Source organism: Streptomyces sp. NPDC051183 (assembly GCF_040682455.1).
Classification (GTDB): domain Bacteria; phylum Actinomycetota; class Actinomycetes; order Streptomycetales; family Streptomycetaceae; genus Streptomyces.
This window is the reverse complement of sequence record NZ_JBFBBA010000011.1, coordinates 1-18,007: the sequence shown is the minus strand read 5'-3', so window position 1 is coordinate 18,007 and position 18,007 is coordinate 1. Positions and strand designations below refer to the sequence as shown.

Below are 18,007 nucleotides of genomic sequence, written 5' to 3'. Positions count from 1 at the left end.
GAAGGGCTGCCCCCGATGACCGCCTCGCCCAGCTCGCCGACCCGGCCGCTGCCCGCCGTACATCTCCGCGTGCCCACTGACGAGGACGCGCACGCCTGGCACCAGGTCTTCCACGACCCCGACGTCATGGAGTTCCTCGGCGGTCCCGCCGAGCTGTCCGCCTACGAGGAGTTCACCGCGCGCCAGCGGATGCACGACGCACAGCTCGGCGTATGCCTGTGGACCCTGCTCGACGAGGAGGGCACCGTGCTCGGCTTCACGGGCGCCCAGCCGTGGCCTGCGGAGAAGGCGTGGGGGCCGGTCGGGGAAATCGAGATCGGCTGGCGGCTCGGCCGCTCCGCGTGGGGCAAGGGGTACGCGTACGCCGCCGCGCTGGCCACGCTGGAACGGGTGCGGGAGGCCGGGGTCCCGTACGTCGTGGCGATGATCAACGACCAGAACGTCCGGTCGATCGCGGTGGCGGAGCGGCTGGGCATGACGCTCGCCGAACGCTTCCTGCTCCCGAACGGCACGAGCCACGGCCGCCGCTACGAGCTGACGCTCGACCGGGGCTGAGCGGCCGCGTCAGAAGACGCTCAGCCCCGTCAGGGTCGTGAAGCGGTCGAGGGCCGCCACACCCGCGACGGAGTTCCCCTGGGGATCCAGGCCCGGGCTCCAGACCGCGAGGGTGCACTGGCCGGGCACGACCGCGACGATGCCGCCGCCGACCCCGCTCTTGCCGGGCAGGCCGACGCGGTAGGCGAACTCGCCTGCCGCGTCGTACGTCCCGCAGGTCAGCATCACGGCGTTGATCTGCTTGGCCTCGCTGCGGGTCAGCAGCCGCGAGCCGTCCGCGCGCAGCCCGTGCCGGGCCAGGAAGCGGGCGGCGCGGGCCAGGTCGGCGCAGCTCATCTCGATGGAGCACTGCCAGAAGTAGTGGTCGAGCAGGGTCGGTACGGGGTTGTCCATGTTCCCGTAGCTGGCCATGAAGTGGGCGACGGCCGCGTTCCGGTCGCCGTGCTCGTGCTCGGAGGCCGCGACCTCGGCGTCGAAGGCGACGTCCGGATTGCCGCTCTCCTCCCGCAGGAACCGCAGGAGTTCGCTGCTCGCGTCGCCGGTCAGGGTCTGGAGCCGGTCGGTGACGACGAGCGCGCCCGCGTTGATGAACGGATTGCGGGGGATGCCGTTCTCGTACTCCAGCTGCACGAGGGAGTTGAACGGGTTGCCGGAGGGCTCCCGGCCCACCCGCTCCCACAGGGTGTCGCCGCCCTCGGCGAGCGCGAGGGCCAGCGCGAAGACCTTGGTGACGGACTGGGTGGAGAAGGGGACCTGCCAGTCCCCCACCCCGAAGGCGTTGCCGTCGAGGTCGACGATCGCCATCCCGAACTGCCGCGGGTCCACGGACGCCAGCGCCGGGATGTACTCGGCGGGCGTCCCGCTGCCGACCAGCGGGGCGATGTCCTCCGCGACCTGCTCCAGCAGCGTCTGATAGTCCACGGCTGTTATTCCTTGGTGCCGCGGTGCAGCGCGACGATCCCGCCGCTCAGGTTGCGCCAGGCGACCTTGCCCCAGCCGGCCTTCTGCAGCAGCGCGGCCAGCGCGGGCTGGTCGGGCCACTCGCGGATGGACTCGGCGAGGTAGACGTACGCGTCGGGGTTGGAGGACACCGCGCGGGCCACCGGCGGCAGGGCGCGCATCAGGTACTCGGTGTACACGGTCCTGAAGGGCGCCCAGGTGGGCTGCGAGAACTCGCAGATGACGACCTGGCCGCCGGGCTTGGTCACCCGGTACAGCTCGCGCAGGGCGGCGTCGGTGTCCTGGACGTTGCGCAGCCCGAAGGAGATGGTGACGGTGTCGAAGACGCCGTCCTTGAAGGGCAGCCGGGTCGCGTCGCCCGCGGTGAGCGGGAGCCAGTGGTGCTTCTTCTTGCCCTCGCGCAGCATGCCCAGCGAGAAGTCGCAGGGGACGACGTACGCGCCGGTCGCGGCGAACGGCAGCGAGGAGGTGGCGGTGCCGGCGGCGAGGTCGAGGACCGTGTGCCCGGGGCGGGCGCCGACCGCCTTGGCGACCTCCTTGCGCCAGAGGCGTGCCTGGCCGAGGGAGAGGACGTCGTTGGTGAGGTCGTAGTTCGCGGCCACACCGTCGAACATGGAGGCGACTTCGTGCGGCTGCTTGTCCAGGGAAGCGCGGGTCACTGGCGTTGGCCCCTCGGTGTACGGATCGGCTGGTACCACCCCATCCTCTCAGGCCCGGCGCGTCCCGCAGCGCGGGGTCGGCCCGGCGGCGGATTCCGGGCGGAACTGGCCCGAAGGACAGTTACGCAGGGTGCGCGCCGCCGCGTTGACTGGCCGGGTGCGGCCCCCGTGGGCCTGACCAGCGGCCCGATCCGTGGCGGCCGCCACGAGCAAAGGGCTTCACATGCCGGCAGGCCGTTCCACCGGTCGACCCCGCCGCAGTACCCGCGCGGGGCGCCGCGCGGCCGAGCGCCGCAGGCGGCTGCGCCGTACGCTGCTCCTCGGTTCGGCGGCGGTCCTCGTCGCGGTATCGGCGACGGCGTACGCGATGGCTCCGGACGACGACAAGGTCACCACGGCCGCCGACGGCCGGGCGGCGCAGGACGCCCCCGCCCAGGCGCGGCCGGAGCCTGAGCCTTCCGCCGCGGCCTCCTCGAAGGCGCCGCAGGCCACGGGCAAGCGCTCCGCCTCGCCCTCCCCCTCGGTCTCCGCCTCCCCCACCCCGTCCGCCGCCGCCTCGCCGTCGGCCACGGCCACCGGGGGTTTCACCGCCTCCGCCCTGGCCGGCCAGCCGCAGGGCAAGGGCCCCGCGCGGCGCTGGCGGGTGGAGGTCGAGGAGGGCAGCGGGGTCGACCCGAACACCGCGGCCCAGGCCGTCGAGGCGATCCTCGGGGATCCGCGCGGCTGGATCCGCGACCCGGCGTACGGTTTCCAGCTCGTCGGGGCCGGCCAGCCGGTGGACTTCACCGTGAAGATCGCCACGCCGACGACCACCGACCGGCTGTGCGAGGTGGTCACGCCGGAGCTGAAGGGCGAGACGAACTGCCGGGCCGGTCACACGGTGGTGGTCAACCTCAAGCGCTGGCAGGAGGGGTCTCCGCAGTTCAGCGGCCCGGTGGAGGAGTACCGGGCGCTCATCGTCAACCACGAGGTGGGGCACGAGCTCGGCCACGAGCACGAAACCTGCCCGGGTCCGGGCAAGCCGGCACCTGCGATGATGCAGCAGATCAAGGGGCTGCTCGGCTGCACCGCCAACGCATGGCCGTTCGACCGGAACGGAACCTATCTGTCCGGTCCGCGCGTCCCCTAGAACGGGACAGGGCCGGACGGACCGGGCCTGCCGGGGGCGAGGAGTGGGAACCGTGCGCGTGGTCAGCTTCAGTGTTCCCGCCTGGTTCCCGACCTACGACGCCCAGGTGCCCCCGGAGGCCGCGCCGGACGCCCAGCTGACCGAGCAGGAGTCCGCCGTGTTCCTGTGCCTGGCCACCGGCGCCTCGAACGCGGAGCTGGCCGCCGAGCTGCAACTGTCCGTCAGCACGGTCAAGTTCCACGTGCACAACATACGGACCAAGCTGGGCGGCATCAGCCGCCTCCAGGCCTGCCTGCTCGCCGCGCTCGCGCTCAGCGACGGCGGTGCAGCAGCCGGCCCCCGATGACCGTGGCCACACAGGTGGTCGGCCCCTGCTCCAGCAGCTCCTCCGGGCCCGCCACGGCGAAGACCGCGAACCTGGCCGGGGCGCCGGGCTCCAGCACCCCGTGGAAGGCCTCCTCGGCCCGCTCCCGGCCGGCGAACGGGTCCAGGGACGGCTCGCCCTCGTAGGCGGCGGGCGCCACGACCGTCAGCCCCGAGCGCACCACCGCGGTCCGCACCGCCTGGACGGTGAACCGGCCGGCCACCGCCACCACCCCGCGGGCCAGCAGCTTCTGCGTGCCCCGCCGGGCGCTGTTGCCCCAGCGGGCCTCGGTCATCTTCAGGTCGGCCAACGCCTCGGCCCCGGTGATCGGTTCACGGCCGAGCTCGGTGGTCTCGTACGGGTCGTCGGGGTAGTACGTCCGCTCCAGCAGCGCGTCGGCGCCCCGCACCAGCAGCCCCGGGGTGAGCACCCCGGGCCAGCGGCGGGCCCGGGCGTGCGGGTAGGCCGCGCCGAGTTCCTCGTACGGGCCCACGCGGGCGATCCGGTCGCCCTCGACGAGGACGGCGCCGCCGGGCAGGGGTGCGGACCCCGGCCCGGGGACGAGGAGTTCGGCGGTGTGGAGCGTCAGCACGGGCGCGTCAGTTCGTGGAGATGAGCTTCAGCTCGGGGTGTGCCGTGCCGCCCTCGATGGCGGTGGAGGAGATGTGCGAGACCACGCGGTCGTCGACCGGGTCGTTCGCCGGGTCGTCGTGCACCAGGAGGTGCTCGTACGTCGTCGCGCGCTGCGCCGGGGTGCGGCCCGCCTTGCGGATCAGGTCGATGATCTCCTGGCGGTTGGAGCGGTGCTTGGCACCGGCCGAGGAGACGACGTTCTCCTCCAGCATGATCGAGCCGAGGTCGTCCGCGCCGTAGTGCAGCGAGAGCTGGCCCGCCTCCTTGCCCACGGTCAGCCAGGAGCCCTGGATGTGGGCGATGTTGTCGAGGAAGAGCCGCGCGATCGCGATCATGCGCAGGTACTCGAAGACCGTCGCCTGGGTGCGGCCCTTGAGGTGGTTGTTCTCGGGCTGGTACGTGTACGGGATGAACGCGCGGAAGCCGCCGGTGCGGTCCTGCGTGTCCCGGATCATCGCGATGTGCTCGATGCGCTCGGCGTTGGTCTCGCCGGTGCCCATCAGCATGGTGGAGGTGGACTCCACGCCCAGCTTGTGGGCGAGCTCCATGATCTCCAGCCAGCGCTCGCCGGACTCCTTGAGCGGGGCGATCGCCTTGCGCGGCCGCTCCGGCAGCAGTTCGGCGCCGGCTCCGGCGAAGGAGTCGAGGCCGGCCGCGTGGATGCGACGGATGGCCTCCTCCGCGGACACCTTGGAGATCCGGGCCATGTGCTCGACCTCGGACGCGCCGAGGGAGTGGATGACCAGCTGCGGGAAGGCCGCCTTGATGGCGGAGAAGTGGTGCTCGTAGTACTCGACGCCGTAGTCCGGGTGGTGCCCGCCCTGGAACATGACCTGCGTGCCGCCCAGCTCCACGGTCTCCGCGCAGCGGCGCAGGATGTCGTCGAGGTCGCGCGACCAGCCCTTCTTGGTGTCCTTCGGGGCCGCGTAGAAGGCGCAGAACTTGCACGCCGTCACACACACGTTGGTGTAGTTGATGTTCCGCTCGATGATGTACGTCGCGATGTGCTCGGTACCCGCGTAGCGGCGGCGGCGCGCCTCGTCGGCGGCCTTTCCGAGCGCGTGCAGCGGCGCGTGGCGGTAGAGGTCGAGCGCCTCTTCCTTGGTGATCCGGCCCCCTGCGGCGGCGCGGTCGAGGACAGACTGGAGAGCGGCCTGGTCGGTCACCGGTGCGTCACCTTTCGGCGGTGTGTCAAGAGGTCCGGACCGATCCAGCCTACGCCAGGGTCATGACCACTTCCGGGACACCCCTGGAGATCGCGCTCAGCCGAGCCCGCCGTGGACCACCGCGGCCAGCGCCCCGGCGAGCATGAAGGGGCCGAAGGGCATCGCGGTGCTGCGGCCCCCGCGGCGCAGGAGCATCAGCCCGAGGCCGTGGACGGCGCCCGCGAGGAAGGCCGCGAAGGTCCCGAGGAACAGCACGGGCCAGCCGTACCAGCCCAGCACCTGGCCGAGGGCCAGCGCCAGCTTGACGTCGCCGAAGCCCATGCCGCGGGGGCTGATGAGGAACAGCGTGAAGTAGCAGCCGCCGAGGGCCGGGCCGCCGAGCAGGGCCGTCGTCCAGGAACCCGCGGCCCCGGGGAACAGCGCGACCAGGCCCAGCCCGGCCGCCGTCAGCACGGCGAGCGGCAGCGTCAGCACGTCGGGCAGCCGGAACACGGCCGCGTCGACGAGGGCCAGCAGGACCCCGAACGGCGCGAGGGCCAGCCACACGAACAGCTCCGGGCGGCCCCCGACTGCCGCGGCGAGCGCCCCGCAGGCGGCCGCGGTCAGGAGTACGGGCAGCAGCGCGGGCCGGAACGCCCCGGCGCCGCCGCACGGCGCGCAGACCGCGCGGCCCAGCCAGCCCCGGGCCGGTCCCGCCAGCGGGTGCCCGGCCGGGCACCGCGTACGCCACGCGTCGTCGGGTTCGACGGCGAGCCGGTAGGCGGCGCGCGGTACGAGGAGGCCCCAGCCGGCGCCCCACAGGGCGGCGCCGGCCACGATCAGGGCCTCGGTGACGTCCAACGTCAGCCCGCCGACGCGCTGTCGCCGCGCCAGGTCGGCAGCAGTTCGTCGAGGAGGGCGGACGTGCGCGGCGGCAGGCCGCGGCCGCCGCCGAGCGCGCCGGCGCGCAGGGCCAGCGAGTCGGCGAGGGCCGACAGGCGTCCTGTGTCGCCGGTGGCGTGGGTGGCCCGGATCATCTCGTTCCACAGTCGCTCGTCGTTGGGCGACAGCGACATGGCGGTGGAGAGCGCGCCGATGGCCTGCTCGGGCCGGTCCTGGCCGAGCTGGTGCTCGGAGAGGGTCAGGGCGACCTCGGTGACGAGCAGCGGCAGCTGCGCGTCGATGATCTCGTGGGAGAGCCAGCCGTACCGCCCCGCGGGCCGGTCCGGGAGCAGGTCTCCCCGTACGAGGCCCAGCGCGTCGGTGAGCAGCCGCTCGCGGATGCCCGCGTTCCGGGTGCCGCGGCCCTGCGTCGCCTCGTGGTGCAGCGACCGCAGCACGTCGAGGTCGGAGACCACGGACGGCGCGAGGGTGAGCCGCCCGGCCGCGCCCGCGCGCAGCCTCGGGGTGCCGTCGGGGTCGGTGCCGAGCCACTCCCGCATCCGCTCGATGAGCGCGTCGCGGACGTCGTCGGTCACGCCCCGCGGCCACAGCGCGGCGGCGAGCACCCTCGGGTTGACCCCCTCGCGGTGGAGCAGGCACATGGCGAGCGCCTCGGTCATCAGCGCGGCGCGGTCGGGATCCGGGGTGCCGAGGCCGATGAGCTCGACCGGGCCGATGATCCGGGCGTAGACCGCCGGGCGGCCCTGCTCGGTGACGTCGACCAGGAAGGGCGGGGCGCCCGGGTCCGGCTCGTGGCCGGTCTCGCCGTCGGCGTCCCGGAAGAGCTGTACGACGGCTTCGTGCTGGGCCCGGGGCAGCGTCTGCGCCTGGAGTTCGAGGCCCAGTACGGGGGCGAGCAGCCGGCCGTCGGAGGTGGCCTCCAGCTCCCAGACCGCTCCGGGCAGGCTCTGCGTCGGCGTACCGAGGAGGTAGCCGATGCCGAGGCGGGCGGCGTCGGCGCCGAGTGCGGAGAGCCCGGCGGCCTGTTCCTCGGTCGGCTCGGCGGCGAGCAGCACGAAGTGCGGCGCCCACCGGTTGTCCTGCGCGTGGCCGGTGCGGCCGGTGAGGACGGAGTCGTGGCCGGCCGCGCCCAGGGCGCCGGCCCGCTGCCGGGTCTCGGCCTCCATGACCGGCAGCAGGTCGTCGATCCCGGGCAGGTGGCGCAGCCGGGTGGGTGCGAGGGCGGTGAGCTCCTCGCCGAAGCCGACCAGGGTGATCGTCAGTCGGTCGGACCAGCCGTTGGTCGCGAGTTCGGCGGCGATCGAGGACATGACCGCCGACCGGTCCGTGGCGGCGCCGGTCAGGGCGACCACGCCGGGTACGGCTTCCAGGTTCAGCAGCAGGCGGTTCCCGTCGAGGGTGCCGATGCTGACGAGCCCGGGGTAGGGGGCAGCGGTGTCGCCGGCCGGGGCGGCTTCGGCGGACGCCGCGTCCAGGCTCCACACGGTGTGGTCCTGGCCCTGCTGCCAGGGCGCGGGCGGGGCGGCCTCGCCGTCGCCGAGCTGGAGGTGGATCTCGCCGCCGGCGAGCCAGGCCGCGTACACGGTCGGCAGGGGGCGGGAGGCTGCGGTGAGCGCCTCGGACAGGCTGCGCAGGGAGCGGTCGAGGCGGCGTACGGCGTCGGGGTCGGCGCCGACGAACAGGGCGTCCTGCACGTTGGCCGCCTCGCCCGTGGGGACGGGCGGGGGCGTCAGCCCGCGGCCGGAGACGGCGCCGATCGCGGACTGCCACAGCGCGGTGCGGCGACGGCGGCCGAGGGCGGCCAGCAGGCCCGCGGCCAGCAGCGGGGACGCGAGGAGGGCCTCGGGGAGGGACTCCGTGACGGCCTCGGTGATGGTCGCGGACAGGCTGGAGGAGGAGTCGTCGGCGTCCGCCGTCTGCGCCTGGGCACCGGTCGCCGTGGCGGACTTGTCCTGGGTGGCCCAGTCGCGGGGCATGACGAACTGGGTGGTGTCGGTGTCCGTGGCACCCGTGGCGGCGGCCGCGCCGCCCTTGGCCGCGTCGGCCGTGGCACCGGTGGCCAGCGCGTGGTCGCCGCTCTTGGAGTACTCCACGATCTGCTCGCGGACCTCCTCGGAGACCTTCGGCGCCGCGTCCGGCATCTCCACGAGGTCGCCGCCGTACGCGTCGGCGGGCATCTCCATGATCCAGCCGGGCCGGATCAGGCTGGCCTTCGACAGCTGCTCGCCGTCGGGCTGCACGCGGTCCTTGTTGAGCTCGTAGATCTCGGAGTAGCGCCGGCCGTCGCCCAGGTGCCGCTCGGAGATCTCCCACAGCGAGTCGTGGTGGCGGCCCTCGGGGGGCTGGATCCGGTAGAACTTCGTTCCGGCTTCCCGCGCCTGCTCGGCCGCCTGCCGGTCGGACTCCGCCTGTTCCGCGGCCCGGTCCTGGGCCGTCTGCTGCGCCTGCTGCCCGGGGGTCTGCTGCGCGGAGGCCGTGACACCCGGCCGGTGCTGGTCCTCCAGCGACTGGCCCAGCTGCGAGAGACCGGGCGTGAAGCTCGCCGCTCCGGCGGTCACCAGCAGCAGGGCCGCGACGAGTTGCCGGGCGAGGGCCTGGCTGGCCCCGGCGGCGGGCACGCGCGTCGGCATGCCGAACCCGGTGACGGCGGCCTTGACCTCGACGAGGACGCACGCGGTGAACTGGGCCCAGGCCAGCCAAACGACCACGGTCAGCACGGAGATGAAGGTGTTGACCGTGATCTGCTGGCGGAGCATGTCCAGCGAGGGCACCTCGTCCGGCAGCGGCCAGCCGACCTGGGACGCCAGCGCCACCGGGACTCCGAGCACGAGCCCGGCCAGCGCGAGGAACGCGAGGAACGCCTTGACGAAGTCGCCGAAGGTCCGCCGCGGTCTCGGTGCGGCGCTCGAACGGGAGGTGCTGCGTGCCATGGCGGCTTCCTGTGTGGAGAGAGCGGTGGGGCGGAACGGGGGTCGCGCGGGTTATCCGGTCACGGACTCGGCGACCGCTCTGCCGCGGACCGTGACCGGTCCGCGGTGGTAGAGGCCGAGCACGGGCCGGTAGGTCAGCTGGATCTCGACCTGGACCCGCTGGGCGCCGGCCGAGACACAGTAGGACGCGTTGACGTCGGGGAGCGCCATCTTGGACTCCTCGGCGAACCGGCGGACCCGGCCGGTGCAGTTCTGGTAGTTGATCGGGGCGCCGCCCGAACCCGCGTACAGGGCAGCCCGGTCGATGTCCTGCGCGGCGAACCGGGCGGCCTGCTCGGCGAGGTCCGCGGCCCGTTCCCGCTGGGAGATCGCCATGCCGCCGTCGACGACGAAGGCGGCCAGGAACAGGAAGAGGATGCTGAAGATGATCAGCGCGGCGGCGCCGGAACCGCGGTCGTCCAGCTCCGCGCGGCGTGCCTCGAACAGCGCCTCGGCCCGGGCCCTCAGCCCGTCCGGCCGTCTCATGCCGCCCTCCGGAAGGGGTCCAGGGAGGAGGTGGCCCGGCCGCTGATCCTGGTCGGGATGTCGAGTCCGAGCATGCGCAGGCCGCGGATCTCGCAGCTGACCTCCACGGTGAAGAAGCCGCCGGGCTCGAAGCCCGCGCTCGTCTTCTGCACCGACACCGCCCCCGAGCACACGTCGCTCAGGTCGGCCTCCGCGGCCTTGACCGCCTCGGCCATCGCGATGTCCCGGTTCTTCTGGATGGACCCGGCCCGGGCCGCGTCGCGCGCGGCGCCGTCGACCGCGCCGCGGCCCTGGGCGAGCTGCCCGAAGGCGACGAGGACCAGGATGAAGAGGAAGAAGACGGGCGCGATGATGACCACCTCGATGGTGGAGATCCCCCGCTCGTCGTTCCGGCGGACGCGTGCCCACCGGCCGCGTGCCCACTGCCGTGTCCGAAGACTCATCCGGCCCTCACCCCCCGTCCCGTACGAAACGCTCGACCGGCCCGCTCGACTGGGCGTGGATGGTCAGGTCCAGCCCCGGCACGATGCTCGGCGCGCGGGCCGTGATCACGACCCGGACCGTGTTCGCCGCCGGCTGGTCGACGGTCACGTCCGGGCCGAGGACCAGCTGCGGACCCAGCTGCTGGATGTAGCTCTGCGCCGTCGCCCGCGCCTTGCCCTGCCAGGTGCCCGGGTTGGCGTCCGCCGAGGCCCGGGCCTCGCGGGCACCGGCCTGGGCCGCGGCCTGCGCCACCTGGTCCGCGAAGGAGTACATGGCGAACTGCACCGCCGCGAAGATCATGAAGAACAGCAGCGGCGTGAGGAAGACGAACTCGATCGCGGTCATGCCGGAGTCACCGCGGGCGGAGGCGGCCTCCACCCTGCGGCGTACGGCGCTGCGGAGTCGGGCAGCGCAGCCGTTCACGACATCGGTCACCGGGAAGGTTCGGCTACTTGCAGGTGCCGGACTGGTTGGCGCCCGCGATGCAGTTGCCGACCTTGGTGGCACCCGTGCTGAGCGCGGCGTTGATGATGGCGGCGACGACGCCGACGATCGCGACGACGACCGCCGAGATGATCACCCATTCCACGGCGGACGCACCGCGGTCCAGCTCACCGGACCGGGCGCGCTGCACGCGGCCCTGCAGGAAGGTGATCAGGAAGTCGACGGCCGGGTGGCTCTTGCGGAAGCCGTTCATGTGAGAGGTCCTCTCGGAAGATGGGAAAACGGGACGGGACGGGCGGGGTCAGGCGCCTTGGAAGACGCGTACGGCCGCCGGGAAGATCAGGAAGACCAGGAAGCCGCCGCAGAGCAGGAGCTGGGCCACGAGCATCGACTGCGACTTCTCGCCGGCGCTGCCCTCGATCTCGGCCATCTCCCGGTGGCGCATCGTTTCGGCACGGGAGGCCAGGGACTCCCGCACCTTCGCGCCGTCCTCGGCGACGAGTCCCAGCGCGCTCGCCAGGTCCTTCAGTTCCTCCACGCCCAGCTCCTCGCCGAGCATGCCCAGCGCCTGCCACTGGCTCGTGCCGGTGATCCGGGCGTCCGCCAGGGTGTTGCGGATGCGCCGCAGGGCCCAGCCGTCACTGACCTCGGCGGCCGCCATCAGCGCCTCGGGCAGGCCGCGGCCGCCGGCGAGGTTCATCGCGACCAGGTCGAGATACGCGCCGATCACGCGCCGCAGGTCACGGCGCTTGTCGGCCGCGTCCCGCCGGACCTCCAGGTCGGGGAGGAAGAAGAACACGGCGCCGCAGACCAGGGCCAGCCAGACCGGGATGACCATCCCGCTGGCGAACCCGAGGGTCATGACGATCGCGAAGAGGAACGGGCCGAAGATCAGACCGACCGCGCCCAGCAGGATCTTCGTCGCCAGGAAGTTCTCCCAGCTGCGCTCCAGGACGTTCAGGTCGGCCCGCAGGGAGCGCTGTTCCCAGCCCTGCTGCCGGTAGAGGTCGGCGACCCGGGCACCGATGCCGGCCCGCAGGGTGCCGAGCCGCCCGGAGTCCTCCTCCTGCGCGGCCGAGCGCCCGGGCGACTCGTACAGGGCGCCGCGCGCCCGCATCGCGTCGATCCGGGCCACGGTCGCCACCGCGCCGCGCTTGGAGGGCACCAGGGCCCGTACGAGGGCGTAGATGCCGAGACCGAGGACCGCCCCGATCACGACCGGAAGGGTGAGGTTCACCTCGGACCGACCTCCTCACGTTCGGACGGGGGCTGCGCGAAGCGCACCGGCTGTGCGTCGCGGACCAGGAAGCGCTCGGGCGTCTCGATGGTGGACAGCTTGCGCAGCCACAGGAAGCCCAGCGCGAAGAGCGCGCACACCAGGGCCAGGACGACCTGGCCCACCGCGGAGTTGTACGGGGACACGAAGTCCGGGTTGAAGATCGAAAGGCCGAGCACGAAGGCGACGCTGACGCCGACGACGATCTGCACGCTGCGCCGGGTGCTGGAGCGCTGGGCCATCACGCGCTGGCGCATGTCGACCTCCTCGCGCGCGGACTTGGCCAGCGCGCCCAGGACCTGTCGCAGACCGGGGCCGCGCAGCCGGGCGTTGAGGATCAGCGCGGCGACGATGATGTCGGCGGACGCGTCGTCGATCTCGTCGGCGAGGTGCTGCAGTGCGTCCGGCAGCGGCATGCGGGCCCGCAGCCTGTCGACCAGCGTCTCCAGGTGGGGTCGCAGGGCCGGGGCCGCGGCGCGTGCCGAGGCGGGGATGGCCTGCTCCAGGCCGACCGCGCCGGCGATGGTGTCGCGCAGCGACTCGGTCCAGGCCGCGAGGGCCTCGACGCGGCGCATCGCGCCCCGTTCCTCGGCGGCGCCGCCGAAGAGGCGCTCCCAGAAGAACACCAGCACGCCGGTGGCGATGCCGGCCACCGCCCAGCGGGTCAGCAGCAGGATGACCAGGCCGGTGCCGATCGCGAGGGAACCGCGACGGCCGGCGAACCGGGCCAGCTCGGCCAGCCGCTCGCGCGAATTGGCCCGCTCGTGCTCCGGCTTGACGGGAAGCCCGCGGATCGCGGCCGTCAGCAGGGCGAGCCCGCCGCCGACCACGATGCCGCACACCAGCGCGTACAGGACGGGCAGCGAGAACACGCCGCCCATGGAGGTGATGCCGTTCATGTCCGCCTCACCCCCAGGATCCGCTGGGGCGGTAGCCGTAGGGAACGAGCTCCTCGATGCAGGAGATCGGGGCGTGCGGGACGATCCGGCCGTCGGGGGTCTCCGCGAAGACCTCGCTGGACAGCACGCGGCCGTCGACGCCGTTCACCTCGCGTACGGAGGTGACGACGCGGCGGAGCCTGCCGCCGCTCTGGAAGGCGTTGCGGCGCTCGACGAACACGACGAAGTTGATGGCACCGGCGACCAGCATCTGGCTGGCCTCGATGGGCAGCCGCTCGGCGGCCTGCAGCGCGTAGGTGGAGATGCGGCTGAAGACCTCGTGGGAGCTGTTCGCGTGGATCGTCGAGAGGGAGCCGTCGTTGCCCTGGGACATCGCGTTGAGCATGGTGACGATCTCGTCGCCGAGCACCTCACCGACGATGACCCGGGAGGGGTTCATGCGCAGCGAGCGGCGCACCAGCTCGGACATCATGATGGCGCCCTGGCCCTCGGAGTTGGGCAGCCGCTCCTCGAAGGCCACGACGTTCGGGTGCAGCTCCGAGAACGTGTCGAGGCCGAGCTCCAGGGCCCGCTCCACCGTGATGAGGCGTTCGTGCGGCGGGATCTCGTTGGCGAGCGCGCGCAGCAGCGTGGTCTTGCCGGCGTTGGTCGCTCCGGCGATCATGATGTTCTTGCGTGCGCGGACCGCGCAGGACAGGAAGTGGCCGAGCTCCGGGGTGAGCGTTCCGTTGCCCACCAGGTCCGACATGAAGACCTTGCCCATGCGGGCGCGGCGGATCGACAGCGACGGCCGTCGGGTCACGTCCATGACCGCCGACAGGCGGGAGCCGTCGGGCAGCCGCAGGTCGAGCTGCGGGTTGGCGGAGTCGAAGGGGCGGGAGGAGAGGCCGGAGTAGGCACCGAGGACCTGGATCAGCTCGATGAGCTCCTCGTCGGTCTCGGCCACCGGGTCGGACCGGACCTCGTTGCCGTTCGCGTACCCGACGAACACCTGGTCGCAGCCGTTGATGTCGATGTTCTCGACCTCGGGGTCGTCGAGCAGCGGCTGGAGCCGGCCGACGCCGAAGAGCGCCGCGTGGACGGCGGCGGCGAACTGCTCCTCGGTCTCGGCGTCGAAGGGGGTGCGGCCCGCGTTGATCTCGCCGCGGGCGTACTCCTCCAGGATCTGGGCGATGACGGCGCGGGCGTACTGCCGCTCGTCCTCGCCGGACATCTGCATGAGGCCCGACAGCTGGTCGACGCGGCGCTGTTCGGCGATCCGGTCTCCGGCCTCCTGCCGGAAGCGCTTGACGAGCTGGTGGTCGACCGCGCTCATCGGGCCGTGCCAGGTGCGGCGCCGGAAGGACCGCCGGCAGGACCGTTGGGAGCGGCCCACACGGCGCCGTACTGCTGGTTCAGGTCGAAGGAGACCTGCCGGGCGGACCGGATCAGCAGCGACTTGTCCAGCCGGCCGCGCCGGCGGCCCGCCAACTGGTCCGCGCCCTGCGGGTCGTACGCGAGGGAGCCGACGACGCGGACGCCCGAGTGCGAGGCGACCAGCATGTCGTTGACCTGGCCGACCACCTTGGAGGAGTCCTTGGGGTCGGTCACCAGCAGCACGCCGAGCAGCGGGGTGCCCAGCTGTCCGGCGCCGCGCTGGGAACCGTGCAGCTTGGCGGAGAGCGCGAGGGCCCGGTCCCGTACGCGGGCGATGCTCTCGGGCGTCGTACGGCCGACGAGCAGCACCAGGCTGGCGTGGGCGAACAGCTCCAGCGCGGGGCCGTCGCCGCCGATCCGGCCGCAGTCGGCTATGACGTCGGCGGGCGAGTGCGGGGACTCGGCGAGCGAGGCGAACGCCCGGCCGAGCAGCGGCCACTGGCCGACGAGGCCGGCGGACTGCTCGGACGAACCGATGCCGACGAGCACGTCGAGGCCGCCGGACATCGTCTGCGCGTGGTCCCAGAGCTGGTCCGGGGCCAGGCCGCGACGCGCGGTCGCGGCGATCGACAGCATGCCGGTGTTCGGGTTGAGCGGCCCCCCGTGGGAGGCAGCGCCGCGGTATACGAGGTCCCCGCCGGCCGGGTCGGCCTCCGCGAGGAGCGTGCGCCGCGGCCAGACGGCTGCGAGCGCGACGGCCGCGGTGGTCACACCGGGTGAGCCCTTGTCGGCGGCGAGTGCGATGAGCGCCATGTCTTCTGCTTTCCTGTGCGCCCGTGAATCAGCCGGAGGCCGACGGGATGAGCACCAGGGAGACCTGGCCGGCCGCGGCCGCCTGGGTCAGTGGCGCGATCTCGTTGGTGTTGACCATGACGGTGACGGGCAGGTTGCCGCTGCCGATGGCCTTGCCGTCGCCGACGATGACTTCGTTGATCCTGGCGTCACGCACGAGCAGCGTGTTGGCCTCGCCGGCACCGGCGTTGCCGGCGGGCTTGGTGGCGTCGGCGCTCACGCGGTAGGCGGCGACGTGGTCACCGGCCTTGAGCCCGGCGGGGTACTGGCCGTCCTTGAGGGAGAGGCCGACGTAGGCCTTGCCCTCGGGGAGGCCCTTGACGTCCGAGAACATCTCGCCGATCGCGATGGTGCCCTTGACCAGGCTGTTCTTGGCCTGGAGCGCCTTCAGCGCCTCCCGCTGCTCCCAGCGCACGTAGTGGACGGCGGGGTCGTCCGCCACCATCACGGGCGTCATGCTGGCGTCGCTCACGGACTTGCCCGCGGCGATGTCCGCCGAGATGCGGACGACCTCGATGCGCTCACCGGCCCGCAGGACGAGCACGGTGGCCCCGAGGGCACCGGCGAGGATGAGCAGTACGGCCAACGCGGCCAGCGCCGGCTTGCGTTCCCGACCCGTGGAGGGCAGTCGCTCACCAACGCCCTGCGCGGACCCTGAACCCCTGTGGCTCGCCGCACCCGAACGTTCCTGGACCTTCACTCCACCGCTCCCCCGTGCACTACCACAGACAAAATCGGTCATTCGCCAACAGAACCCAGCCTGTTTAAGACTTGACCGAACCATAGAAAAAGCAAGCTGATCGCACGGTAGCAGTAGCACATAGGCACCTCAAGGCGAGTCGGTCACCGTGAGACCCGACGCCGCATAAATGAGTACGCGTACTCAGACGGTGCTGGTTCCCGGCTAGGAGGATGTCCCTACGACCGCTCCCGCGGACCCCCGCGGCGGCGCGCAACCCTCACATTCGCCGCATTCCCCATGACCTGGCCGCACCGCATCCGATCTCCACGGGATCCAGCCACATTCGCCCTGGCGAAACCATTCTCCGCGCCGGTAGCGTCAGAACGCTTCAGATGACCCTCGCCCCACCAGGAGCTGCCCAGTGAACCGCCGCACTTTGCCCGTTGCAGTCGCCGCCGCGGCAACTGCCCTGCTCCTGACCTCGTGCGGCGGAGGCAGCGGCAAGGCCGACGACAAGATCGCCGGCGCGGACGGGAGCTCCGCCCCGTCGTCCGCGTCGCCGAGCGCGAGCCCGTCCGACACGGCGGGGCGTCCGAAAATCACGCTCCCGGCCGACTTCAAGAACGAGTTCGAGGGCTGGACCACGGGGGATCCCGTGAAGGACGCCCTCCTCGCGGACATCGGCCAGGCCATCGGCTCCGTCGACGCCGCCATCGCCAGCGACGAGGCCGAGTCCCCGGCGGTGCCCTTCTACCACAAAGGCGATGCGCTGATCGGCGCCTCGACGTGGATCGCGAAGCTCAAGAACGACGGGCTGACGCCCACGGGCACCACTCGCTACTACAAGGCGAGCATCGAGATGTTCGATGACAAGTCCGCCGGCGTCCTCTACTGCTCGGACGAGGGCAAGGCGTTCGCCAAGGAGCGCAAGACGGGCAAGGTGCTCACCACGCCCGTCACGGCCAACTCGTACACCCGGTACACCGTCCGGGTGGAGAAGAACCAGCAGGGCGTCTGGCAGACCACGACGCTCACCTCGAAGCGGGGGGACAAGACGTGCACACCGTAAGACTTCCGTTGCGCATTCTCGCGGTGGGAACGACAGCCACCGTGCTCGCGCTCATGCCCGGCACCGCAAGCGCGGAGATACCGCCCAACGACTCGCGGGGAGGCAACACCAGCGGCAGCCTGAGCGACGGCAAGCTCACCTCGAACGTCCAGATCTCCGGGGACAAGAGGGCGCCCGGCGCGGCGCCCAAGGGCTTCGCCACGGCGACCAACTGGACGCCGCCCGCCTGCTGGTACGAGCCGCGCTCGGCCTCCGAGTTCCAGGCCTACGTCGAGGCGTCCTACGACTCCACCGTCAACTACCCCGGCCAGCACAGCTACGCCAAGCAGGCGGTGAGCCAGTTCCGGGACATCTACAAGGACGGCAAGTACAAGAACTACAACCTCGACAAGGCGAGCGAGGGCGCCTTCTGGGTCTCCGTCCAGAACCCCGACCGCATGAACGAGCTCGCCGCGTTCTCGTGCAGCGACCTGCCCGAATGGGTCCCGAACGGCACCCCGCCGCCCTTCCGCCAGGCCATCACCCCCGAGATGCTCGCGCAGGCCGCGTACGGGGCGATCGACCTGCCGGCGACCCGGGTCAGCCTGGCCCCCGCCGACAACACCAAGGTCAACCTCGGCACCTGGGCCTGGCTGGACAAGAACGTCTTCGAGCCGAAGAGCGTCACCGCCACCCTCAACGCGGGCGGCACGACCATCTCAGCCACCGCCACTGCCACCCCCGCCTCCGTGCGCCTGAAGGCGGGCACGCAGGACGCCACGCTCCACCCCGGCTCGGGCGAGTGCGCGTTCAACCCGGGCGGCGGGGCCGGCGTCCCCTTCACCGCGGGGTCGGAGAACCAGACCCCGCCCTGCGGGATCACCTACCTGCGCTCCTCCGGCAACGGCACGTTCCCGCTCCAGGCCTCCGTCACCTGGAACGCCAGCTGGACCGGCAGCAACGGCCAGGGCGGCGCCCTGCCCTCGGGCACCATGGAGGGCGAGCCCCAGAACGTGACGGTCCAGGAGATCCAGGCCGTCAACCGCTGATGAGCTGATGGCAGAAGTGCCGCTGCCCGCCGGGGTTGGGGCGGCGGCGCGCGTACAGCCAGCGCAGCAGCTGCGGCTCCATGATCTTCAGCGCGTCGGCCGGGGTCGGGACCCC

Annotated in this window: 20 protein-coding genes; 5 read left to right on the top strand and 15 right to left on the bottom strand. The window is 72.4% G+C overall.

Going from position 1 to position 18,007, the window contains the following annotated elements:
- Positions 1-15 precede the first annotated feature (15 nt).
- A complete protein-coding gene (locus AB0M99_RS12065; RefSeq protein WP_365919264.1) occupies positions 16-555 on the top strand; it encodes a GNAT family N-acetyltransferase in 540 nt (179 codons plus the stop codon).
- Positions 556-564: 9 nt separating this feature from the next.
- Here AB0M99_RS12065 and AB0M99_RS12060 read toward each other — a convergent pair whose 3' ends face one another.
- Positions 565-1,476, bottom strand: a complete 912-nt coding sequence (locus AB0M99_RS12060) for a glutaminase (protein WP_365919262.1) — start codon at positions 1,474-1,476, stop codon at positions 565-567.
- A 5-nt stretch (positions 1,477-1,481) separates the two neighbouring features.
- Positions 1,482-2,174, bottom strand: a complete 693-nt coding sequence (locus AB0M99_RS12055) for a demethylmenaquinone methyltransferase (RefSeq protein ID WP_365919260.1) — start codon at positions 2,172-2,174, stop codon at positions 1,482-1,484.
- A gap of 223 nt (positions 2,175-2,397) precedes the next feature.
- On the opposite strand from AB0M99_RS12055, the gene AB0M99_RS12050 reads away from it, so the two are divergent.
- Together AB0M99_RS12050 and AB0M99_RS12045 are read left to right on the top strand one after the other, a co-directional pair.
- Positions 2,398-3,303, top strand: a complete 906-nt coding sequence (locus AB0M99_RS12050) for a DUF3152 domain-containing protein (RefSeq protein ID WP_365919258.1) — start codon at positions 2,398-2,400, stop codon at positions 3,301-3,303.
- A gap of 52 nt (positions 3,304-3,355) precedes the next feature.
- Positions 3,356-3,649 (top strand): helix-turn-helix transcriptional regulator, encoded by a 294-nt coding sequence (locus tag AB0M99_RS12045; RefSeq protein ID WP_365919256.1) that lies wholly within the window; start codon positions 3,356-3,358, stop codon positions 3,647-3,649.
- Here AB0M99_RS12045 and AB0M99_RS12040 read toward each other — a convergent pair.
- From AB0M99_RS12040 to AB0M99_RS11980, 13 genes are all read right to left on the bottom strand, one after another.
- Positions 3,615-4,259 carry a hypothetical protein gene (locus AB0M99_RS12040; protein WP_365919254.1) on the bottom strand — a complete coding sequence of 215 codons (645 nt, stop codon included), beginning with the start codon at positions 4,257-4,259 and terminating at the stop codon, positions 3,615-3,617. The genes AB0M99_RS12045 and AB0M99_RS12040 overlap by 35 nt on opposite strands.
- Before the next feature lie 7 nt (positions 4,260-4,266).
- Positions 4,267-5,466 (bottom strand): cyclic dehypoxanthinyl futalosine synthase, encoded by a 1,200-nt coding sequence (mqnC, locus tag AB0M99_RS12035; RefSeq protein WP_365919252.1) that lies wholly within the window; start codon positions 5,464-5,466, stop codon positions 4,267-4,269.
- A gap of 96 nt (positions 5,467-5,562) precedes the next feature.
- Complete coding sequence (locus AB0M99_RS12030; protein WP_365919250.1) at positions 5,563-6,306, bottom strand: A24 family peptidase; 744 nt, start codon at positions 6,304-6,306, stop codon at positions 5,563-5,565.
- Between the two features lie 2 nt (positions 6,307-6,308).
- Positions 6,309-9,278 carry a BTAD domain-containing putative transcriptional regulator gene (locus AB0M99_RS12025; RefSeq protein ID WP_365919248.1) on the bottom strand — a complete coding sequence of 990 codons (2,970 nt, stop codon included), beginning with the start codon at positions 9,276-9,278 and terminating at the stop codon, positions 6,309-6,311.
- Positions 9,279-9,329: 51 nt separating this feature from the next.
- A complete protein-coding gene (locus AB0M99_RS12020; RefSeq protein WP_365919246.1) occupies positions 9,330-9,803 on the bottom strand; it encodes a Tad domain-containing protein in 474 nt (157 codons plus the stop codon).
- Positions 9,800-10,246, bottom strand: coding sequence for a TadE/TadG family type IV pilus assembly protein (locus AB0M99_RS12015; protein WP_365919244.1), 447 nt, complete (start codon positions 10,244-10,246; stop codon positions 9,800-9,802). The genes AB0M99_RS12020 and AB0M99_RS12015 overlap by 4 nt, the downstream gene beginning before the upstream one ends.
- A gap of 7 nt (positions 10,247-10,253) precedes the next feature.
- Positions 10,254-10,631, bottom strand: coding sequence for a TadE family protein (locus AB0M99_RS12010; RefSeq protein WP_365919528.1), 378 nt, complete (start codon positions 10,629-10,631; stop codon positions 10,254-10,256).
- 103 nt (positions 10,632-10,734) lie between these two features.
- Entirely contained in the window at positions 10,735-10,983 is a 249-nt protein-coding gene (locus AB0M99_RS12005; RefSeq protein WP_214946958.1) for a hypothetical protein, read from the bottom strand.
- A gap of 48 nt (positions 10,984-11,031) precedes the next feature.
- Positions 11,032-11,967: a type II secretion system F family protein gene (locus tag AB0M99_RS12000; protein WP_365919242.1), complete on the bottom strand. Its 936-nt coding sequence runs from the start codon at positions 11,965-11,967 to the stop codon at positions 11,032-11,034.
- Positions 11,964-12,905 (bottom strand): type II secretion system F family protein, encoded by a 942-nt coding sequence (locus tag AB0M99_RS11995; protein WP_365919240.1) that lies wholly within the window; start codon positions 12,903-12,905, stop codon positions 11,964-11,966. Before AB0M99_RS11995 ends, AB0M99_RS12000 begins: the two co-directional genes overlap by 4 nt.
- A gap of 7 nt (positions 12,906-12,912) precedes the next feature.
- Positions 12,913-14,220, bottom strand: coding sequence for an ATPase, T2SS/T4P/T4SS family (locus AB0M99_RS11990; protein WP_365919238.1), 1,308 nt, complete (start codon positions 14,218-14,220; stop codon positions 12,913-12,915).
- Positions 14,217-15,074 carry a hypothetical protein gene (locus AB0M99_RS11985; protein ID WP_365919236.1) on the bottom strand — a complete coding sequence of 286 codons (858 nt, stop codon included), beginning with the start codon at positions 15,072-15,074 and terminating at the stop codon, positions 14,217-14,219. Before AB0M99_RS11985 ends, AB0M99_RS11990 begins: the two co-directional genes overlap by 4 nt.
- Before the next feature lie 28 nt (positions 15,075-15,102).
- The gene (locus tag AB0M99_RS11980; RefSeq protein ID WP_365919234.1) at positions 15,103-15,813 is read right to left on the bottom strand and encodes a hypothetical protein; all 711 of its coding nucleotides are present in this window, start codon (positions 15,811-15,813) and stop codon (positions 15,103-15,105) included.
- A gap of 403 nt (positions 15,814-16,216) precedes the next feature.
- Between AB0M99_RS11980 and AB0M99_RS11975 the strand changes: the two genes are divergently transcribed.
- Positions 16,217-16,864, top strand: coding sequence for a hypothetical protein (locus tag AB0M99_RS11975; protein ID WP_365919232.1), 648 nt, complete (start codon positions 16,217-16,219; stop codon positions 16,862-16,864).
- A gap of 23 nt (positions 16,865-16,887) precedes the next feature.
- Positions 16,888-17,892 (top strand): hypothetical protein, encoded by a 1,005-nt coding sequence (locus tag AB0M99_RS11970; RefSeq protein ID WP_365919230.1) that lies wholly within the window; start codon positions 16,888-16,890, stop codon positions 17,890-17,892.
- Positions 17,893-18,007 lie beyond the last annotated feature (115 nt).